Here is a 19523-nt window from a genome sequence, read left to right on the forward strand (position 1 = left end):
CAGGCCTCGATCGTAATACCGGGTCTTCTCTGCATAACCCAGAGCAATATGCCATCCTCAGTGACAGGTTCGATAGAGCGGATGGCCTACCCGGAACTTGCCGGATAGGCCATCGCCACGGTCGTCACGGATAGAGGGTCGCCGGTTTGATCTCCGGTGAGCCTTCACCGGCGTACTCGAGCAGCTTCTGCAGCTCCGCTCTGAGCTCCTTCGCCTTCTCTACATACTCCTTGCGGCCCGCAAGATTGGTGAGCTCGTGCGGATCGTTGCGCTGGTCATAGAGCTGCCACTCGAGATAGGTGGGGCTCTCAGACTTTTTAGCTCCGGAGATGTCAGCCACACAGTAGGTCCACTCCGGTGTGCGGATCGCGCGGGCGGTCATGGACTCGCTGATCTGGACCAGTTCCTTATTCGGCCAGGCCTCGCGAGCCGCCGTGTCGTTCAACAACGGCAGGAAGCTGCGTCCCTTCCATGTAGATGGCGCCTGCACTCCCACAGCTTCCAACAGCGTGGGAGCGATGTTGATGATGCCCGTGAGCTCGGGAATCTGCTGCGCTCCGTTGAACCCCGGACCATCGATGATGAGCGGAATGCGGATCGAGCTGTTGTGTGTGGACCGCTTGTACTCCTGGTTGCGGGTCATGAAGTGGCAGCCATGGTCGCTCATGAAGACGAAGATGGTATTGTCGGCCTGGTTGGTCTCCTGCAGTATCTTGCGCAGACGGCCAACGGAAGCATCAATGCTTTCGCAGGCGCCGTAGTAGTCAGGCAGTTGCTGGTGCCAGTCACCCGGAAAGGCGCGAAGATCCGGCGGAACATGGGCATTGATGAATCGCTCGGCCGAGCCCTTGGGGCCGACCATGCGGTTCTCGTCGTTCTGCTGGTGCGGCTCAAGCTGCGAGACGAAGAGGAAGAAGGGCTTGTCATGCTTCTGGCGAAGGAAGCGCTCCGCGCGATCGGTCAGGAAGTCGACGCGGTATTGGTTCTCGAACTTGATCTCCTTCCCGTCGCCGTCGAAGAGTGAGCCGTAGTAGGGGTGTGAGGTGTGTTCGAGAGCGTTAGCGCCCTCCCACAGATCGAGAAAGCCGCCACGATACTCGGGTGGAACGTAGCCGGGACCACCGCCCTGTGCCGCGGCTGCAGGCGAGAGATGCCACTTCCCGATCAGGTTAGAGGTATAGCCTGCCTTACGAAGCTCTCCCGCGAGTGTGGGCAACTCCGACTTCAGGCCCGGGCCATTGCGCCACACACCGGTCTCGGTAGCGTAGCGGCTGGTCATCAGCACCGACCGCGCTGGTGCGCACACAGGCTGGTTGGTGACAGCGTGGGTGAAGTTCTTGCCGCGGCGCGCCATGGCGTCGAGATTCGGTGTGCGGGTGGAGCTGTTTGCCCCATTCACACCGACAAAGTCCCGGCGAAACTGGTCAGAGAGATAGACGATGATGTTCGGCTTCGACTTCGGAGCAGAACTTGCGGTGCGCTGGCCCTGAGCTTCCGTGACAGACGCAGCCGAGCCGAGGACCGCCCCACCGGCGGCAGCAGAGGTGTTGCGGAGGAACTGGCGACGATTCATGCGACTTTCTTTCTCCTTGGAAGTAGAACTTGAGGCTCGCCTGCAGCTCACGCGGATCGGCTCGCCAAAGCTCGAAGGGTAACTCGCGTAAAGTCTTCATCGCCTCTTTCTCGTGGGAATTGTCCTGTAGGTGTTGTCGAGTAGCCGCGGTTACCGTCATACAGGTGATGCATGCCCGCACTGTACTCTTCGGCACTCCGCCCCGCCAGAGCCGCAACCCGCTTGGAGCTTCAATATAGTCAGAAGGCCTAGTGCGATCCCTACAACCTTTTGACAGGCCGGAAGCCGTTCTAGTATCTAGGGTGTGTCATCAAACTCGTGCCGTCAGCGCTGGGAGCAGATTTTTTCGAGATCGAGGAGCGAGGAGAGAACTGTGGCCGGTCCACTGGAACGACGAGTGACGAAGAGATCGGGAAATCGGGGTCCCCAGTCAGCTTTGCTGGCTGGGGTGAAGAAAATCTGCCCCGGCCCTTCGGGTTGCGGCGCAAATTCGCCCATACTTTGTTGTCGGCCTCGACTGTGGACCCGCCACAGCCTTCGGCCTCCGCCTCGTCTGAACAAATTTGCGCACGCAACGCTGACGGCAGGAGTTTGATGACACACCCTAGGTAACGCGCTTGACATCCTTTGATCTCCACTCTGAAAAGAGAGCCCGATGACTTTGTTCGCTAACTTCCGCTTCTGTATGCAACGAACTCTCGCCTGTACTGCCGGTGTGCTGCTGGCCAGTGCCATGGCAACAGGAGCGACATTGCATGCACAGAAGGCTGCGCCGATGCGCATCTACGTCATCGACGTAGAAGGCGGCCAGTCGACGCTATTCGTCATGCCGGACCACACCTCGCTGCTGGTAGATACCGGCTTCCCCGGCAATGGCGGGCGCGACTCCCAACGCATCGCCGATGCAGCGAAAAAAGCAGGGGTCTCTCGGATCGACTATGTGTTGCTGACGCACTATCACCTTGATCATCTGGGCGGTGTACCGGAGCTGGTAGCGAAGATCCCGGTTGGCACCTTCATCGACCACGGCGAGAATCGCGAGACAGTCGTTCGGGGCACCGTCCGCAACTATGAGAACTACCAGGCGATGCTGCAGTCCGGGAAGTACAAGCACATCATCGTCAAGCCGGGCGACAAGCTGCCGATTCCGGGCGTGGACCTGACCTTCCTAAGCGCGGCCGGAGAGGTTCTGGATAAACCCCTTCCAGGAGCAGGACAGGCGAATGCAACCTGCTCCGCTCCAGACAACATGCCGGAAGGGATCAATACGCCGGACCAGGCGGAGAACGCACAGTCCGCAGGCTTTGAGATGAACTTCGGCAAGCTGCGCATCCTCGACCTCGGCGATCTGACCTGGGACAAAGAGCGTCTGCTGATGTGCCCTGCCAACAAGATCGGCCATATCAACCTGCTGATTGTCTCGCACCATGGCTCGAAGCCCAGCTCGAGCCCCGCGTTGATCGATGGCATCACTCCGCAGGTAGCGATCATGGACAACGGCGAACGCAAGGGCGGCTATGTGCCAGTGCTGGATACCATCCGTGCAACTCCCAGCAAACCAGATCTCTGGCAGTTGCACTATGCGCTGGAGGGTGGCGATCAGCACAACACCGGTAAGGCGATGATCGCGAATCTGCTGTCGCCTGAGGGTGAGGCGGCGGCCAAGGAACTGGCAGAGGGAAAGCCGCTGCCTCCGCCTGCACCGCCCGCCAACGACGCGGGCCACAGCATCACTGTTGAGGCCTATGCAAGTGGGCGCTTCACTGTGACCAATGGGCGTAATGGCTTCGCAAAGACCTATCAGGCAAAGTAGGTAAGATCAAGCAAAAGCCGCGCATTTTCATGCGCGGCTTTTTCCTGCCTTCAGGTTTACGCCTGTTGAAATGCCTTCAAGACCTCTTCCTTCGCGGTCTTCAGTTCGGCTACAGGATCGCCCTGCGCGTAGAACTCCATAGCGATGTAGCGGTTGTAGCCGAGGGCGGCAAGGCGGCGGTAGATGTTGTTGTAGTTCATCTCGCCGGTGCCGGGGCGATGGCGGCCAGGAACGTCGGCCACGTGGATCAGTCCGATCTGGTCGAAGTTGTTTTCCAGCTTCTCGATCAGGTTCCCCGCCCCGCGCTGCTCATGGTAGAAGTCGTATAACACCTTGATCGATGGGCTGCCGACAGCGCGCGTAATCGTGAATGCCTCGCTGACGGAGTTGACTGCCGCCCGCTTGTTTTCGAGCAGGTCGATGGGCTCCAGCAGCAGCTCCATCTTTTCCTTCTCCATGATCTCGGCGGCGACCTTCAGGTTCTCCGTGATATTGGCGATCTGCTGCTCGGGCGACTGGCCAGGGATACGCGGGCCGGAGGCATAGCCCAACTGCGGGCAGCCAAGCTCTCGCGCCACGGGAATTGCCTTGGCGAGCTGCTCCCGGATGATGTCTCGCGATGCGAGATCGGCGAGCGGCACCTGGCCGGGAAACATCAGGTCGATGGTGATGCCGAGCGATTTGGCCAGGGCGGCGACGCGGCGGCGTTCTTCGGGTGACCAGGCCATCCACTCCGTCACCAGTTCCGCGCCGGTATAACCAGCTTTCGCAACGGTTTCAAGCCGTTGATCGATGGTCATGGGCTTGGGAAAAGCCCAGATCATGTACGAAAACTTCGGCAGGGTTGCGGGGGGAGCGGCAAACAAGCCGCGCGGGGCCAGGGACAGTGCGGTACCGGCCATTGCGAGATGACAAAAGTGTCGGCGATTCATAGTCCCAATCTCAGTTTCTGTTGGTCGTGCGAACAAAGTATAAATAGGAACGATGAGATTTCACCTCTTCGCTCGTTCCGAACTGCTGCTTGCCCTGGGCCTCAGCATAGCAACTCCGGCCCTGGCGCAGTTTCCACGGTCGATTACAGACCCAGCCGCAGCCGAACGCGGCAAGGCTATCTACGGGCAGCAATGCGCACGCTGCCATGGTGACGATGTGCGCGGCACTCAGGCAGCGCCCGACCTGCTGCGCTCGCTGAAGGTCCTTCACGATCGCCGCGAGAACCTGAAAGGCAAGGAGCTTGCCCCCTACCTGAAGGACGCTCCCCACAAGATTGAGCTCGACGCCAAGCAAGCAGCCGACCTCTCGAACTTCCTCTCGTTCTCCATCAATAAGATCCTGCGTAGCGGCTACGACGCCGAGCCCAAGAACCTGCTGAGCGGCGATGCCAAGGCCGGCGAGGCGTACTTCAATGGGGCCGGTGGATGCAACAAGTGTCACTCGCCCAGCGGCGACCTGGCCGGCATCTCCAAGCGTTTGAGTGTCGCTTCCCTGCAGCAGCGCTTCCTCTTCCCCAATACAGGTTTTGGATCCAAGCGCAAAGCGCAGGTTGAAGTCACGACAGGGGGGAAAACGATTACCGGCGACCTGGTGCATATCGACGACTTCACCGTCTCCCTGAAGGACAAAGACGGCCGCGTGCAGTCGTTCAATCGCACCGCCGCGCTCAAGGTAAAGACGACCGATCCCTATGCAGGCCATGTGGAGCTGCTGAACCGCTACACCGATGCCGACATCCACAACCTGACCGCATACCTGGTGACGATTCCATGAAGCATCTGTTCTCTCTGGCCGCTCTGGCCATGCTCTCTCTACCCCTGTCCGCGCAGACGGCTGCTGTCAAAAAGCCGGCGCCGGCGCAGCAGACTGAATGGCCGACATACAACGGCGACTACAGCGGGCGCCGCTTCAGCAAGCTGAGCAAGCTGAATACCACGAACGTTGGCAAGCTGCAGCTTGCCTGGACCTATCGCATCACCACCACCACCGGCGGCGGACAGCGCATCTCGGCAACGCCGCTGATGGTCGACGGCGTGATCTACTTCACCGTACCCAGCCACGCCTGGGCCGTGGACGCACGCACCGGCCAGAAGCTGTGGCAGTTTGACTGGGCCAGCAAAGGTGGAGAGACCATCGGCAACCGCGGCGCGGCCATCAAGGGTGACACGCTCTACTTCGAGACCGAAGACTGCAACCTGGTGGCGATCGACATCCATACAGGTAAGGAGAAATGGCACTCCTCCATCGGCAACCCGGACCAGTTCTACTTCGGCAGCGTCGCTCCGGTCATCGTCAAGAATCACGTGATGGTCGGCATCAGCGGCGATGACTTCGATATTCCTGGTTATGTGGAAGCACATAATGCGGATACCGGAGCTCTGGAGTGGCGTTGGTACACGCATCCCGAACCCGGGACCCCTGAAGCCAAGACCTGGCCGAATGACGAGGCCATGACGCATAGCGGCGGCATGACCTGGGTGGCCGGCACCTATGACCCGGATCTGAACCTCTACTACTTCGGCACCGGCAACGCGCAGCCTGTCATCAACGGTACGGCACGGCCCGGCGACAATCTCTTTACCTCCACTATCTGCGCTCTGAACCCGGACACCGGCAAGCTGGTGTGGTACTTCCAACCGAATCCGCACGACACTCACGACTGGGATGCCGTGCAGACACCGGTTCTGATCGATGGCACCATCGAAGGCAAGCCTCGCAAGCTTCTCGCCCAGGCCAGCCGTAACGGATGGTACTTCCTTCTGGACCGCACCAACGGCAAGGCCATCACCAGCATTCCGTTTGCCAAGCAGAACTGGGCGAAGGGTGTAAATGAGAAAGGCCAGCCGATTCCCGATCCTGCGGTCGTCGCAAAACAGAATGGCACCCTGACAGCGCCGAACCAGGCGGGTGCGGCCAACTGGTACCCGCCGAGCTTCAGTCCGCTGACCGGTCTCTTCTACGTTCCGGCGTATGACGCCTACAGCGTCTACTACATCTACGACAACAACAAGAAGCCCGAGGGCTGGGCCGGCAACGATCGCGGTGGGTGGTCTTCGGCCTCGCTGCGCGCCATGGACTACCGTACCGGCAAGGTCCGCTGGAACCACGAGTGGCCCACCTCCGGCGCCCGCTCCGGCATTCTGACGACGGCCGGCAACCTGCTCTTCACCGGAGATCCTTCTGCGAACCTCATTGGCTTCAATTCCACCACCGGCGAGATCCTGTGGCATTCAGGTTTGAATGCTCCAGTCAGCAACGGACCAACAACGTTTGAGCTGGACGGCTTGCAGTACATCACTGCGGCCGCAGGCGACACGTTGTATGCCTGGGTGCTGCGGTAGCGAACGATAGGATAAACAACAAACGGAGCGCCTTGGCGTTCCGTTTGTTGTTTAAGACCTTGTGTATTCCTGCGCACGCCTTCTCAAGCTTCGTCACAGCCCTGTAGAGTAAGTGCGCTTCCAAAACCCTACAGAGGTCGTGATGAAACGCACGCTTGCCGTCACCTGTCTCGCTGTCTCCGTCGCGCTTCTCTCGCAGCAACCGCAGACGGCACCTACGCGTGGACCGGCACGTATCCTGCCGGTTGATGTGGACCCCAACGACCACGAAGGATTTACGCAGATCTTTGATGGAATCAGCCTGAAAGGCTGGGATGTTAATCCCGCCGTCTGGACGGTGAAAGATAGAGCATTGGTTGGCGCGTACACATCTCAGGAAGGCACGCGCAATCCACAGACCTTCGCCATCTATCGCGGAGCTGAGCCGGCTGACTTTGAGCTCAAACTGGAAGTAAAGCTTGAAGGAGAGCAGGCAGACAGCGGCATTCAGTATCACAGCTACCCTCCTCCGCCAGTCACGCCGCGCTCGGGCGCGCCTGTATTTCCCCAAGACCCGAAGTGGAATCTCGCCGGCTTACAGTTTGACCTGAGCCTGCAGCGCGACGGAAACAATATTGGCATTCTGGCCGAAGGCGGCGGGCGAGGAATCATCGGAGAACGCGGCCAGATCGTTCACACCCAGACAGGCAAGACACCACAACTGCTGGGAGAACTCACGTCGACAAAAGATCTGAATAGCTTCTTCAAACCGCGCGACTGGAATACCGTTCACCTGATCGTGCGCGGACATACCGTCATCCAGAGGATCAACGGGCTGACCGTCGCCATCCTGATCGATGACGACGCTGCAAAGTGGAAGCCCGGCGGAGTGATTGGACTTCAGTGTGCCGGACCGGGCTCGGTGAAAATTTCGTTTCGAAATATCTGGCTGAGGACAAGCTAGTGTCCTGAGTCAGAAGTTCGCCGACATAAATCATGAACAGCTTTGCCATCCAAAGCGATGAAAAAGCAGGTCCTTCACTACGTTCAGGATGACAAATTTTACGACAAGAACTTTAGACTCACCACACTGGGTGGAGACCCAGCAGCTAGACAATCGCCTGTTTCGTGAGCCCCGTAAAGCCAGGAAGCTTTCCTTCCCCTGACGCTGGAGAGATCATCGCCACATTTGGCGTCAAGCTCAGGATCATGCCCTGCTGTGTGTGCCGCACTGCCATTCGGATCTGGCAAAGAAAGAAACCTAAGCAGGAGGTCTGCCGGACCTCAACGAGTTCCGCCATATTTCTCGATGCAGGCACTCCGGCGAGAGCGCTTTGCAATGCCTGGCGGAACGCGGCGTCGCGGCTGCCTCCGACGCTCCATTTTCCTACCTGATCCGTGAGCCGGAAGAGATGCCAGCCGCTTCGGTTCACCTGCTGTTCGACAGCTCCCGGACTCCTCGCAAGCTGAAGCCATTTGGCATTCCATGAGACCGCATCGCGCACAGTCTCTGATGGGACCCTGGAACCCTGTCTTAGAAAAAGCTGCCCTTCGATAACCTGCATACGCGACCCTCCGTACGGGATATATGCCAAGCCACTTCGCATAATGGAGCGGTCCGCTGCGAGCTCAGAATCGAACTCGTCAGCCTGACAGTATCTTTAGCAAAGGAAGCTTAAATCGGTATATCGGCGAAACTGGGAATATCTGGACTGCAATTTAGTTACGGCGATATATTTCGCCGAACGACGATTGCTCAACCGATGAAGGTGTCAACACCGGCAGTCTGATCGAGCACCGATGGAATTGGAGAGAGATCGCTGCGTAGAGCTTCGAGACTGGTTCCCAGGATGACCTGATTCCTTCCAGAACGTTTCGCTCGATGGAGACTCGCGTCGGCAATTTCGATCAACATATTCCCTGACTTCTCGGGAGTCCAGGGAGTAACACCGATGCTCACCGTCATTCCCTGCAGCATGCCTGACTGCTGCGAAATAGTACGACAGATATTCTCTGCCAGGGCGAGCGCCTCTTTCGCAGTTGTATCTGGAAGCAGAATGGCGAACTCTTCTCCTCCCAAACGGCTGACATGATCGAATGGACTGACAAGTGTCAGCAGAACTCTGCTGAGTTCGGCCAGCATCGCATCTCCTGCAAGATGCCCCTTGATGTCATTGATCACGCTGAAGTGATCGACGTCGATCATCATCATCGAAAGCGGACGGTTGCTGCGCGAAGCACTAGAGACACATTGGTCGAGCCAGCGATTGAAGCCTCGGCGGTTCGGAAGACCGGTCAACGCATCGGTCACAGTCATCCGCCGCAGCTCTGCGGACCTTGCCGCCAGCTCCTCTTTAACAGTTTCCAGCTCCGCTTCCCGGCATTTCTCGCGCGTTACATCAATCGCGATACCTGCCAGGAAGCGCTGGCCGTTTGCATCGGTAAAGGGAAATTTGTAGGACTTCCAGTAGAGATGGCTGCCGTGGGGAGCGGGTGTCCGTTCTTCAACCTCTACTAACCCAGTCTGTGCGAGCACTGCCAGATCCGCAGCACGGTACTCATCTGCCAGCTCCGACGGCCATATCTCGTGATCGGATTTCCCGAGCCAATCGTGCTGGGTAATGCAGAAAGTTTCGGCCACCTTGCGGTTATAGAAGCGCATGCGGCCATCCTGGTCCTTGATGTATGCGGCAACCGGGCTGTGGTCCATGAAGGCGCAGAAGCGCTCATTGCTTGAGAGCAGGTCTTTCGCGAGGGCATCTGCTGTACGGGTTAGCTCGTCGACCTGTACGATCCGCTGTCGCAAGGCAATCTGCACCTCGACCTGACGACCGAGCATCTTGAGGATCTCGACCTGCTCTTCTGTAAACGGCCGTTCAACAAGATCCACGACACACAGCGTGCCCAGCGGATATCCGTTCACATCGCGAACCGAGACACCCGCATATGCCTTTATGCCTGACTCCCCCTGGACAGAAGGAATGTTGGCAAAGCGTTCGTCGGCTGTGAGGTCAGAGACAACCAGTGGGGTGCGTTGCAGCAGCGTGTAGTGACAGATTGACTCTTTGCGAGGAGTTGACGCACAGGTCATACCCTCTGCCGATTTCAGCCACACGCGAGCATCGTCGATGAATGCCACCGTCGCAATGGGCGACTGCAGCATCTTTGCCGCAAGCCGTCGTATGTCATCGAAGGCTTCTTCCGGTTCGGAATCCAATAGTCCGGTCGCGTGTAGTGCACGAAGACGAGCTACTTCAAAGAGCTGCTGCGTCAGTGCTGCCTGAGAACCACGAATCGCCGGCATAGTAGGAACCTTGAACTATATGTCGGCAGAAGGTTTTACGACTTTAGTAACGCAGGCAAAAAGCAGAAGCCCGGCGAGCTGATTGCACTTCAGCACGCCGGGCTCTAACTATTTCGAGGGTTATTGCCTTGGCTGCTCCAGCCGATAGCCGGAGGGAACCTGGAACAACGAGGTTGCCTGCTCGCCAACCTGAATGTTGTGCAGCTGATACCGTGTCTCGCCGAACCTGGGATCATTCGTGGACGACTGAACGATGGTATCGATGCCTGTAGCGAACCAGGTCTCGGTAACGATGGCGATAGGCCGTTCATTGCCTACCTGCCCGGCGGGAATCGTAATGGTCTGCTGACGTCCGTTACAGAGAACGCCTTCAATCGTTTTGGAGCCGAGATCCTGCTGCGTAATGCTGCGCGCCTCATCGAGCGGAGGAAGCTTGCGTAATGGCGGATTGCTCTGGGCTTCACGTTCATCGAGGAATTTGCGAGACCGCGGCAGTTGCAACGCTTCTTTCTGCCCCGGATCCAATACGTAAGCCATATTGCCTACCGGGTCATCGATAAAGACCTTCACTTCGTGAGGACCAGGATTGGCGGGATCGATGTTGCCAAACGTCTGCTCTCGCCGGGTTCTGCCGAGGCTGTCGCGATAAAACCTGCTGACCGTATGGCGCACGATCCGGTTGCCATCGGGCAATGTTTGAACCGTCTCGGTCGTGGAATCAGCCACGTATGGTTTGCCTTTGATCAGCTTGCTGTCAATGGAAAGCACTTCGACAGCGCGATCCTGTTCATGCCGCTCAGCCTGCTGAGCCATGTTGATGGCCGGCAGGAAAGAGATGGTTAGCGAGGTGAGAACGGTATAGACGATGCGGTGATATTGCATTGGAAGTAATCCTTTCTAAGCTGAAAATCAACGAACAAACCGAACGGCGCGCGACAGGCCATCCTGGCCCACGACAAACTCCGCCAGAACCATCTCTGAAGCAACGGCCGGAGAAACATCGAAGCCATACTGCCGAAGCTCATCCCGGCGAATCTGCATGCGGACGAGCGTAGCCATCGATGGCGCAGGCAATCCCTCACTCGATGGCAGAGTGATAAAGGGATTCATGTCGTTCATTGCAGGTGCAGTCGTTGGTCTCTTCCCCGTTCTTGTATGCGCGGCCGGAGACTTCCCTTTGGAAGCGGATGGAGTTGAACGCTCTTGAGCAGCTCCGGCTGCTGGGAGTGTGTTCGGTAGACTCGCAACGGTTACCGGCTGTACGTGCAAAGCGGGTGTCGCATGGTATCGATAGAACACTCCAACCGCGGAGCAAGCTGCCAGTGCAGCACCCAAAGCTGCCACTCGAAACCATGAACGTTGCGGAGATTTACCAGAGACGACGCCTGCCTCCACCAGCGCGACCAGACCGCGTTTCACCGAATCGGGAGCGCCGATCTCCTGATGCTCCTGACGCAGAGATGAAAGAGCTTCCTGCAATGAACGATTCATGGACGTATTCCTTTTTCCGCACCTGCCGGAACTTCGGACAACAATGTGGCGAGCCTGGCTTTAGCGCGATGCAATCGCGAGCGAACGGTGCCTATCGGTACGGCGAGGATGAGAGAGACCTGCGGATAGGTCATCTCTTCCAGCTCACAGAGAATGACAACCTCTTTCAGCAGTAACGGCAGCTCATCAATTCCCTTACGGACCATCTCGACGGCCTCTTTCCGGCTGAGCCATTGATCCGGAGCATCCGAAGATGGCGCTTCAACAGGCTCTTCCCTGTCATCCAGCTCAACGAAACGCTCGTCGCGCTCCAGGCGCTTCCACAACTGCCTGCGTGCAACGCCGCAAAGCCAGGTAGAGAATGCGCTTCGTTCTGCTTCGAAGTGATGAGGATGGCGAAGAAACGCAATAAAAGCCTCCTGCGTAACCTCTTCGGCCATAGAGGCATCACCACACATGCGCAGGGTGAAGCGATAAACGATGGCTCCATGCCGCTGATATAGCTCCGCGGTCGCATCTCCGTTGCCGAGACAGGCAGCTCGAACCAGTGCCGCATCGGATTCACGATCGCGAGAAACTCTGTATCGCTTGAACATGGCTATTCATGATTACCGCGAGCGGGCAAAAGAGTTCCCTCAGAACGAGAAAAATCGATTCCTATCCCACCCATTTGCGATGCAATGGATGGGGCACCCAGTTCTGTGGTCAATCGATCGATGCGTCTACCGGGATCCTGACGGCCCCGTATCTTCCGCCGCCTGCAGTGCCTGCTGCGCCAGGCGACGAAAGACCTCGCGCAGTTCCGTGGGACTATGGACGACGATCCGGCGTCCCAGGCTGAGCAACATCGCGGCAACCATCTCCAGACGATCACGGCCGCAGCGCAGGCGGGTTCCGCCTTCCTGCTCCTCAGTCACGACCCTCCAGGGAGAAAACGCCCGCTCCGCCTCCCCGATCGGCATATCGATCCAGACATCGATCTGGTAATCCGACTGCACAAATGGCATGTGCGCCCGCATATGCTGCTTCGCATCGAAGCGCGCAGGAGGATCGAAGCTGGTGGAGGACACCTCCAGCTCCTCAACCCGATCCAACCGGAAGGTACGCAGCGCTTTGCGCGACAGGCAGTGGCCGATTAGATACCATCGGCCATCCGTGTGGAGCACCGCATAGGGCTGAATCTTCCTGCGTGAGTCCGTTCCGTCATGAGAACGATACGAGAAGCGAATCTCTCGATGCGTACGAATGGCGGAGGCCGCACGGATCAGGGAGTCCACGGATGTAGAAACCACCCACGGCCCCGGCTCGATAGCCACCACATCTTCCACCGTGCGAATGCTGTCTCGCAGCGAGTGCGGCATGACACGCTCCAGCTTGGCGAGCGCACCCTCGGTTGCTGGTGCAAACGCCGACAGCCCCATCTGGCTGAGCGAGCGCAACCCCAGGGAGAGCGCAAAGGCTTCCTCATTGGTCAGCAGGAGCGGCGGCAAACGGTAGCCCGGCCGAAGACGGTAAGCCCCACCCACTCCACGGGAAGACTCGATAGGGATACTCAGGTCCTTCAGTCGGACGATATAACGCTGCACGGTACGCAGATCGACCTCCAGACGCTCGGCCAGCTCTGCCCCAGTCACGTGGTCGCGCGCCTGCAGAATCTCCAGCACCGTCAGGACGCGCATGATGGGGTCGTACATACGATTTTCAGTTTGGCATTAATTTGCGACAGAGGTTGTCGGGAATTCCGGCTAATCTTCTCCTGAGCCTGGATAGGCTACCTGGAGGAATCGATATGGCAACCGAGACAGCAACCGTGAACGTAGTGACTGCAGACGCCCTGCTCAAGAGCTGGCAAGGACATCGGCGGCTCACGCGTCGCGTGATTGACGCATTTCCGGAAGAGAAGCTCTTTCAGTTTTCAGTGGGCGGCATGAGGCCCTTTGCCGAAATGGCGTGGGAGTTCATCCGCATGGCCGTCCCGATCGTGGATGGAGTCGCCACCGGCAAATGGGAGGAGTTCAACAAGGGAGACAAGCCCACTACCAAGAGCGAGATTCTGCGCCTGTGGGACGAGCAGACCGCAGCTCTGGACAAGAAGTTCCCGGAGATTCCTCCGCATCGCTTCTACGAAGTGGACAAGGCCTTCGGCCAGTGGGAAATGCCGGGGATCGTCACCATCCAGTATGCGATCGACAACGAGATCCATCATCGCGGCCAGGGATATGTCTATCTGCGTGCGCTTGGCATCGAGCCACCGCCGTTCTGGGAGCGGGACTAGAGCATTTTCCCTGTAGGTGTAGAGTAGGGCTTCCGCATCCATGGGCGTTTTCCGCAATGAAAACGCCGCTTCACGCCGCTTCCGGAATACCCAGCAACAGGGAAAATCCTTTTAAACGTCTCTTACCTACCCGGAGGGCTACCGAGGAATCGCATCTATTCGCGCGACCGGTAGCCCTCTCTCCCTTTTGGAAGATCTCTTTCAGCTGAGTTGAGTCAAATTCCCGGCGCCGACATCTATCTCGATGCGGCTGCGAGTCTGCATTGATCGTGTCCGCCAAAAAGCACGATGGAGATTTGGCATGCGCGTGATGGTCGCTGAGGGGTTCGAAGGTTACAGCTCGTTAAAACTTATCCAGAGGGACAAGCCTGTTCCCGGTGAAAACGAAGTGCTGGTGCGCATGGCTGCGGCCGGGGTCACTCCTCTGGACTACACCATCCTGAGCGGCCATTATCCGAAAGCCAGAGCGCCGCTTGTGCTGGGCAACGAAGGCTCCGGCGTGGTTGCGTCCACAGGCGATGCTGCGTTCCCGGAAGGGACACCGGTGATGTTCTTTGGCCCCTACGGAGTGCTTCGCGATGGCACCTACAGTGAGTGGTCGGTGGTACATCGCGATCATCTGCGCCGCGTTCCGGAAGGCGTCGATCTGGCGGCGGCCGCTGGTTTGCCGGTTGCCTATCTGACCGCCCAGCTTGCCCTGGAGAAGGCAGGATTTGCTCCCGGGAAAAGCGTGCTGGCGCCCGGAATCGGAGGCTCGGTAGGAAATGCCGTCACGCAATTGGCACGAGCCCGCGGAGCAGCTCATGCAATCTCTACCAGCTCTTCCTCTTCAAAAGCCCGTGAGGCTGCCGAGCTTGGCTTCGCAGAAGTGATCGACCTGTCACAGGAAACGCTGCGGGATGGAGTCAGACGCATTACTGAGGGAAAAGGCGTGGACGTCATCATCGATGGCGTTGGCGGCACAGTTCTGAGTGAAGCGCTGGGAACGCTCGCCCTATCGGGAACAGCAGTCACACTTGGCTACTCAGGTGGCCAGAAGAGCACGATCGACGTCACCGACCTGATTTGGAAGAGAGCCTCACTGCTCAGCCTGTCATTGATGTCGTATTCTCCCGAAGCCTGGCAAAAGGCGTGGGACACCATGGAGCCTCTGTTCGCCGCAGGCAAGCTGGTGCCAATGGTAAAACGCACTTTCCCCTTACAGGAGGCAGCCGAAGCCTTACGCTTTCTGCTCGAAGATCGCCCCTTCGGCCGCGTCCTTTTGCAGGCATAGGCTCTTTCGCGATCCTCAAGACCTTCTCTAGAAGGTCTTGAGGAACTCGATCAGCGCTCGCTTATCATCATCCGAAAGTCCTGGCTCGCCCTCGCCCGTCAACATATCTGTGCCGAAGTAGTGTCCCTTGTTCACAACGAAGTCAGGGCACTTGTTGAACTTGATCAGATCCGGCTCAACGCTCGCGAAGATGTGATTGATCTCCGCATCGCTGGCGCCGTCGCCGATCTTCTTCAGGTCTGACTTGATCTTGAGCACCAACCGGATTGCCTGGAGATTGTGTTCAAAACGATCCCAGCTGCTGCTGTTGTCACTCATCAGGTTCAGGCTTGCAAGCAGGCTAACAGGCGTCCCAGCAGGGATGGGACCGAGCTGGACGCCGTCCTTACCAAAGAGCCATGGCGCCAGCGCATGCGCGACCTCTGGGTGGCTGGAGAACGGCTCCGGCAGATAACCCGCGCCTGCTGTCAGATAGGAGCGTTGCGTCGTGCGATCCACAGCCCCCGCAAGCTTGTCTGGGAGAACGCTGTCCTTCTCCCTTGTCTCAGGCCACAGGAGCTGATGAATCGCATCGTTGAACTCCTTCATGCGCTCATCGACTCCAGGATCGGGGCTTGGCCCAATGCGATAGTAGTTTGAGTTGTTCCCGACCGTGTTGTTCAGCAGGAATGGCGCCGTTGACCAGACGCTGATCAAGCTTGGGACGCGCGTGTACCCCCTGCCACCCGCCGGCATCTGATAACTCGATGTTTTGCCGGTGTAGGGATCCTGCACATCGATCGAGCCGACGGAAGGCAGGTCCTTGTAACTCTGCGACGTGAAGTTATCCCAGATATTGCCACCAAGACCGTTCGTTGCCAGCGGACTGCACGCGTTGGTCTTAAGTAGCGTGACCGGTATCCTGGCGTCCGTAGAGAGGAAGTTATCGTTCAGGAAGTCATCTCGCAGCACAATATCCCGCATTGCCTTCTTGAATTCCGGCGTCTTGGTCCACGTCCAGTATTTGTTCCAGCAATCGAGATAGTTCTTCCCTGCGCATCCCTGCAGGCTCACGGCATTCGGAGAATCGGGCAGCTTGCTGGAGTGGCACCGCGCGCAACGTTCCGCAAAGACCTCCTTGCCGCGTGTCATCACGGCTTTGTCTTTGCTGAGATAGACCTTGCCGCCAGGAGCATCCGCCAAATGGTGCGCATCGGAGCTCTTCAACATAAACAGCGCCAGATAGGGCGTCTGCTGCTCATTGGCCACCCAGTAGCTTGAGTTCTTGCGGGCGACCGCGATCTCGATCGGAGTAACTTTCTTGCCGCCGATCAATGCATTGAAGTGCTGCAGCCACTCCTCGCTGAACATGCCGATATTCAGATACACGCGATTCAACGCGCCCAGAGCGCCTACGGAGTCAGCACCGTCTTTCAACACGTGCGGGGTATAGACAATGTCCGGAGCCTGAAAGAACTTCGTCAGCTCATTGCCCGGCGGGAGAACGTCGTTGAACTGCTTGTTATTCAGCCCACCGCCGGCCAGTGTCTCTTTCCCCCACCGACTCCCCTGCTCAAGGCGCGCCTTCAGGCCATAGACCGCATTCATCGTCCGCGGATTGTTGATGTTATCCGTGGAAACCAGTGAGGTGTCCAGAGAACCAGGCCGCGATGTATGGAAGAGCTGATAGACAAAGCTCGTGTGGTCGCCATCCCAACGGAAGATGCGATCAATCCAGAAGTACTGCGCGCCGACCAGCGAACTGAGGTTCTCCCACTTCGGATTGTTGGGGTCAGCAGGCGGCTTCAGCGGATTAGGACCTACATGGCAGAACCCGCACGACATACCGACGCGATACGGCCGGACTAACTTCGGATCGTTATAGTAACTCGGGTCGGTGTAATAGCGGTTGGCATCCCAATGCCGCTTGGCCTCTTCATCGAATGCAGGATTCGGAAACAGACGCATGCCGACAATCCCGGTCGGGTAACCATAATAGGACCCCACATCCACGGTCGTTCCCCGCGCTCCGATCTTCACACCCGGATACTTTTTCTCATCGGCATAGGGATCAGCCGGGCAATTCGGATCCCTGACATCCAGCCACAAGCCAAATCGATTCGGGTCTGGTCCAGTGGCCTTCTGGAAACAGGGCTCGTTGATCAAACCGAAATAGGCCCACCGATTGTCACGTGTCCCTTTGAGTGAAGGATGATCCGAGATGGTCTTCAGAAAGTCGAGCGCGCCGAAGCTCTTGACCGAGATCACATCCCAGAAGCGATCATTTCCTCCGCTCCACACGATCCAGTTGTTGCGGCCCTTGATCTCTTCGGCGCTGAGCTTGATGCCTCCATCCATGTCATGGAAGTAGTCATCATCAGCGGCTTTGAAGCTCTCCGGCGCTCTTCCTGCCAGCGCGGCTTCGTCTTTCAGTTTCCCTGTAGTGGAACGCGTAAAGGCAAAGAAGGCGGAGACGACAACCACCAGCACAATCGCCACCAGAGCGACGAGGGACAAAAGAATAATGCGCCAGATGCTTCTGCGTGGTTCCATATCGCGATCAAAATCGCTCATCTCGAAACTCCTCCTGAGGGCTGGCTTGCCTTTGCATCTTCCAGAATGACGTCGCTTGCTTTCTCGGCAATCATGTACACCGCGCTCACGATGAAATATCCGGGAATGCGGGAAAATACAGAAGCGTCTACAACGCGTAGACCTTGTACGCCATGGACGCGGAAACGGTTATCGAGAACAGCCATCGGGTCGCTTGCCGGGCCAATCTTGTTGGTGCAGGAAGCATGATGTCCCCACGCCTCATGCTGTACAAACTCCGCAATCTGCTGCTCTGAATCGATCACTGTTCCGGGCCATACCTCCGTCATACCGGCAAGCTTGCGGATCTCCCCGTTGATCTCCCGGACAAATTGCACACCCTTTACGACGGCATCCAGATCTTCCTGCCTGGAGTCGTTCCCTTCACCGAAGTAGCGGAAGTTGATCTCCGGAACATCGCGTGGATCCGCGCTGCGTAGCTTCACATAACCGGCCGTGTTCTTTGTATGTGCCTTCAACACCGCCCAGGTAAAGCGATCTTGATATTGCCTGAGTGCATTTGAGTAGCCCGGGACGTATCCTTCGAAGGACGACGGCAGGCCAAAGATAAATAGGTCAGGATCAGGCTTGTCTGGTGTCGAGCGCTTTGTGATCGCGATCGCGGCACCATTCGAGGTATAAACCCCTGTCCCCTTCTTCCAGGCTTGAAAAGCTTCGTCCCCCTGTGCGCCATCGGCAGGGGCTTTGAACGAGGCTCCATGCAGCAGGGCGAACGGCTTCTCCATCTGAGAGACAATTCCGACCTCGTAGCGGTCCTGCAGGTTTTGTCCCACGCCAGGCAGATGCTTCACTACACCGATATTCAAGTCGCGCAGCTCATTCTCATTCCCAATGCCCGAGAGCATCAGCAGTTGCGGGCTGTTGAATGCTCCGCCCGAAAGAATGACTTCACGCCGCGCTCGAACAAACTTCGTCTCAGGCTGATCGCTCTGTGCGGCCTCTCGGGATGCGCGGTATAAACCTCTTCCGGCGAGATATTCCACGCCAACAGCGCGTGTTCCTTCGAAGACGACACGTGAGGCCAGGGCGTTCAACTGAATCTGTAAGCGCCCCTGGCTACGGCCGGCGGCATCGAGCAGGCGTTCCCGTGCACTGTTGCGACAGCCGGACCGCGTTGCCAGCGGCGTCAGCACTACACCTTCACGGCTCGTACTTGTAACCGCACGCCAGTCATTTGGGTCAAAAAGAGTCTCCAGCGCAAGCCCAACATTGTCGATATGGTTGGCGAGGCCTTTTACCGCCGCCAGCGTTACCAGCTTCAGCAGCTCTTCATCCTTGAAGACCATCTTTGGATTTGCGATCTGCGTGTGCAGCCAGCCGCTGAACCCATGTCGGGAAGGATTCGATCCCTTGCCTAGCAACATGCCCAGGATCGCCTCTTTCAAGCGCCGAAAGGAAGAGACGTAGTCGCAATACTCAATCCGTTCGAAATACCGCCTCATGTTCTCCGGCGACCACGAATTGTCACCGGTCAGTGCTTGGAGATGCTCCCAGTCACTATTCTGCGGATAGACGGTGATCATCGCGTTGTGAGCGGTACAGCCGCCGAGGGTTCCAGCACGTGGATAGAAGATGCCGTTTTGTTCAGCGACAAACTTCGTATCCTTCTGCTGCATTGCCTGGTCGCTATAGTGGCGTACGAAAAAGTCCCAGCTCATCGCCGGGTCTTCACTCGCGAAGGGATGAAAGCAAGGGATGCGGTAGTTATATCCGCTGTTGTCGCCACCGGCTTCAAGAACCAGCACCGAATAACCAGCTAATGCGAGGTTGGCCGCGACCGGGCCGCCGCCCGCGCCGGAGCCTACTACTACAAAGTCAAAGATGTCATCTGCCACTGCAGCCTCGACGCAAACGGGGGAGTCAACTCGGAAGCCTGGGTGCTACGGGG

16 protein-coding genes are annotated in these 19523 nt (G+C 57.8%); 6 read left to right on the plus strand and 10 right to left on the minus strand.

From position 1 onward, the window contains the following. Positions 1-124 precede the first annotated feature (124 nt). Positions 125-1573, minus strand: coding sequence for a sulfatase-like hydrolase/transferase (locus AB4Y89_RS05830; RefSeq protein ID WP_442299967.1), 1449 nt, complete (start codon positions 1571-1573; stop codon positions 125-127). Positions 1574-2228: 655 nt separating this feature from the next. On the opposite strand from AB4Y89_RS05830, the gene AB4Y89_RS05835 reads away from it, so the two are divergent. Beyond that, entirely contained in the window at positions 2229-3386 is a 1158-nt protein-coding gene (locus AB4Y89_RS05835) for a ComEC/Rec2 family competence protein (RefSeq protein ID WP_442299968.1), read from the plus strand. Positions 3387-3442: 56 nt separating this feature from the next. Here the strand turns inward: AB4Y89_RS05835 and AB4Y89_RS05840 are convergent, their stop codons facing one another. Then, positions 3443-4318: a TIM barrel protein gene (locus tag AB4Y89_RS05840; RefSeq protein ID WP_442299969.1), complete on the minus strand. Its 876-nt coding sequence runs from the start codon at positions 4316-4318 to the stop codon at positions 3443-3445. 52 nt (positions 4319-4370) lie between these two features. Between AB4Y89_RS05840 and AB4Y89_RS05845 the strand changes: the two genes are divergently transcribed. The 3 genes from AB4Y89_RS05845 to AB4Y89_RS05855 all read left to right on the plus strand — a co-directional run bounded on the left by AB4Y89_RS05845 (position 4371) and on the right by AB4Y89_RS05855 (position 7664). Continuing rightward, positions 4371-5153, plus strand: a complete 783-nt coding sequence (locus AB4Y89_RS05845; RefSeq protein ID WP_442299970.1) for a c-type cytochrome — start codon at positions 4371-4373, stop codon at positions 5151-5153. Beyond that, on the plus strand, positions 5150-6721 hold the full coding sequence (locus AB4Y89_RS05850; protein WP_442299971.1) for an acido-empty-quinoprotein group A: 1572 nt from the start codon (positions 5150-5152) through the stop codon (positions 6719-6721). Before AB4Y89_RS05845 ends, AB4Y89_RS05850 begins: the two co-directional genes overlap by 4 nt. A 142-nt stretch (positions 6722-6863) precedes the next feature. Then, entirely contained in the window at positions 6864-7664 is an 801-nt protein-coding gene (locus tag AB4Y89_RS05855; RefSeq protein ID WP_442299972.1) for a 3-keto-disaccharide hydrolase, read from the plus strand. A 145-nt stretch (positions 7665-7809) separates the two neighbouring features. Here AB4Y89_RS05855 and AB4Y89_RS05860 read toward each other — a convergent pair whose 3' ends face one another. From AB4Y89_RS05860 to AB4Y89_RS05885, 6 genes are all read right to left on the minus strand, one after another. Beyond that, positions 7810-8265, minus strand: coding sequence for a hypothetical protein (locus tag AB4Y89_RS05860; protein ID WP_442299973.1), 456 nt, complete (start codon positions 8263-8265; stop codon positions 7810-7812). 191 nt (positions 8266-8456) lie between these two features. Beyond that, positions 8457-10004 carry a diguanylate cyclase gene (locus AB4Y89_RS05865; RefSeq protein WP_442299974.1) on the minus strand — a complete coding sequence of 516 codons (1548 nt, stop codon included), beginning with the start codon at positions 10002-10004 and terminating at the stop codon, positions 8457-8459. A 120-nt stretch (positions 10005-10124) separates the two neighbouring features. Beyond that, positions 10125-10886, minus strand: a complete 762-nt coding sequence (locus AB4Y89_RS05870; RefSeq protein WP_442299975.1) for a hypothetical protein — start codon at positions 10884-10886, stop codon at positions 10125-10127. 27 nt (positions 10887-10913) lie between these two features. Then, the gene (locus tag AB4Y89_RS05875) at positions 10914-11495 is read right to left on the minus strand and encodes a hypothetical protein (protein ID WP_442299976.1); all 582 of its coding nucleotides are present in this window, start codon (positions 11493-11495) and stop codon (positions 10914-10916) included. Beyond that, on the minus strand, positions 11492-12091 hold the full coding sequence (locus AB4Y89_RS05880) for an RNA polymerase sigma factor (RefSeq protein WP_442299977.1): 600 nt from the start codon (positions 12089-12091) through the stop codon (positions 11492-11494). Before AB4Y89_RS05880 ends, AB4Y89_RS05875 begins: the two co-directional genes overlap by 4 nt. A gap of 126 nt (positions 12092-12217) precedes the next feature. Then, positions 12218-13189: a helix-turn-helix transcriptional regulator gene (locus tag AB4Y89_RS05885; protein WP_442299978.1), complete on the minus strand. Its 972-nt coding sequence runs from the start codon at positions 13187-13189 to the stop codon at positions 12218-12220. 95 nt (positions 13190-13284) lie between these two features. Between AB4Y89_RS05885 and AB4Y89_RS05890 the strand changes: the two genes are divergently transcribed. Both AB4Y89_RS05890 and AB4Y89_RS05895 read left to right on the plus strand, forming a co-directional pair. Continuing rightward, complete coding sequence (locus AB4Y89_RS05890) at positions 13285-13770, plus strand: DinB family protein (protein WP_442299979.1); 486 nt, start codon at positions 13285-13287, stop codon at positions 13768-13770. Positions 13771-14071: 301 nt separating this feature from the next. Next, on the plus strand, positions 14072-15043 hold the full coding sequence (locus AB4Y89_RS05895) for a quinone oxidoreductase family protein (protein ID WP_442299980.1): 972 nt from the start codon (positions 14072-14074) through the stop codon (positions 15041-15043). Between the two features lie 27 nt (positions 15044-15070). On the opposite strand, the gene AB4Y89_RS05900 is transcribed toward AB4Y89_RS05895, so the two are convergent. Next, a complete protein-coding gene (locus AB4Y89_RS05900) occupies positions 15071-17596 on the minus strand; it encodes a hypothetical protein (protein WP_442299981.1) in 2526 nt (841 codons plus the stop codon). Next, a complete protein-coding gene (locus AB4Y89_RS05905; RefSeq protein ID WP_442299982.1) occupies positions 17593-19470 on the minus strand; it encodes a GMC family oxidoreductase in 1878 nt (625 codons plus the stop codon). The genes AB4Y89_RS05900 and AB4Y89_RS05905 overlap by 4 nt, the downstream gene beginning before the upstream one ends. Positions 19471-19523 lie beyond the last annotated feature (53 nt).

It is taken from the genome of Terriglobus sp. 2YAB30_2, from assembly GCF_052114765.1.
GTDB lineage: Bacteria > Acidobacteriota > Terriglobia > Terriglobales > Acidobacteriaceae > Terriglobus.

Excerpts from the sequence above, each read along its gene's own strand:
- AB4Y89_RS05830 (WP_442299967.1), bottom strand. The coding sequence starts at position 1,573 with ATGAATCGTCGCCAGTTCCTCCGCAACACCTCTGCTGCCGCCGGTGGG.
- AB4Y89_RS05835 (WP_442299968.1), top strand. The coding sequence starts at position 2,229 with ATGACTTTGTTCGCTAACTTCCGCTTCTGTATGCAACGAACTCTCGCC.
- AB4Y89_RS05840 (WP_442299969.1), bottom strand. The coding sequence starts at position 4,318 with ATGAATCGCCGACACTTTTGTCATCTCGCAATGGCCGGTACCGCACTG.
- AB4Y89_RS05845 (WP_442299970.1), top strand. The coding sequence starts at position 4,371 with ATGAGATTTCACCTCTTCGCTCGTTCCGAACTGCTGCTTGCCCTGGGC.
- AB4Y89_RS05850 (WP_442299971.1), top strand. The coding sequence starts at position 5,150 with ATGAAGCATCTGTTCTCTCTGGCCGCTCTGGCCATGCTCTCTCTACCC.
- AB4Y89_RS05855 (WP_442299972.1), top strand. The coding sequence starts at position 6,864 with ATGAAACGCACGCTTGCCGTCACCTGTCTCGCTGTCTCCGTCGCGCTT.
- AB4Y89_RS05860 (WP_442299973.1), bottom strand. The coding sequence starts at position 8,265 with ATGCAGGTTATCGAAGGGCAGCTTTTTCTAAGACAGGGTTCCAGGGTC.
- AB4Y89_RS05865 (WP_442299974.1), bottom strand. The coding sequence starts at position 10,004 with ATGCCGGCGATTCGTGGTTCTCAGGCAGCACTGACGCAGCAGCTCTTT.
- AB4Y89_RS05870 (WP_442299975.1), bottom strand. The coding sequence starts at position 10,886 with ATGCAATATCACCGCATCGTCTATACCGTTCTCACCTCGCTAACCATC.
- AB4Y89_RS05875 (WP_442299976.1), bottom strand. The coding sequence starts at position 11,495 with ATGAATCGTTCATTGCAGGAAGCTCTTTCATCTCTGCGTCAGGAGCAT.
- AB4Y89_RS05880 (WP_442299977.1), bottom strand. The coding sequence starts at position 12,091 with ATGTTCAAGCGATACAGAGTTTCTCGCGATCGTGAATCCGATGCGGCA.
- AB4Y89_RS05885 (WP_442299978.1), bottom strand. The coding sequence starts at position 13,189 with ATGTACGACCCCATCATGCGCGTCCTGACGGTGCTGGAGATTCTGCAG.
- AB4Y89_RS05890 (WP_442299979.1), top strand. The coding sequence starts at position 13,285 with ATGGCAACCGAGACAGCAACCGTGAACGTAGTGACTGCAGACGCCCTG.
- AB4Y89_RS05895 (WP_442299980.1), top strand. The coding sequence starts at position 14,072 with ATGCGCGTGATGGTCGCTGAGGGGTTCGAAGGTTACAGCTCGTTAAAA.
- AB4Y89_RS05900 (WP_442299981.1), bottom strand. The coding sequence starts at position 17,596 with ATGAGCGATTTTGATCGCGATATGGAACCACGCAGAAGCATCTGGCGC.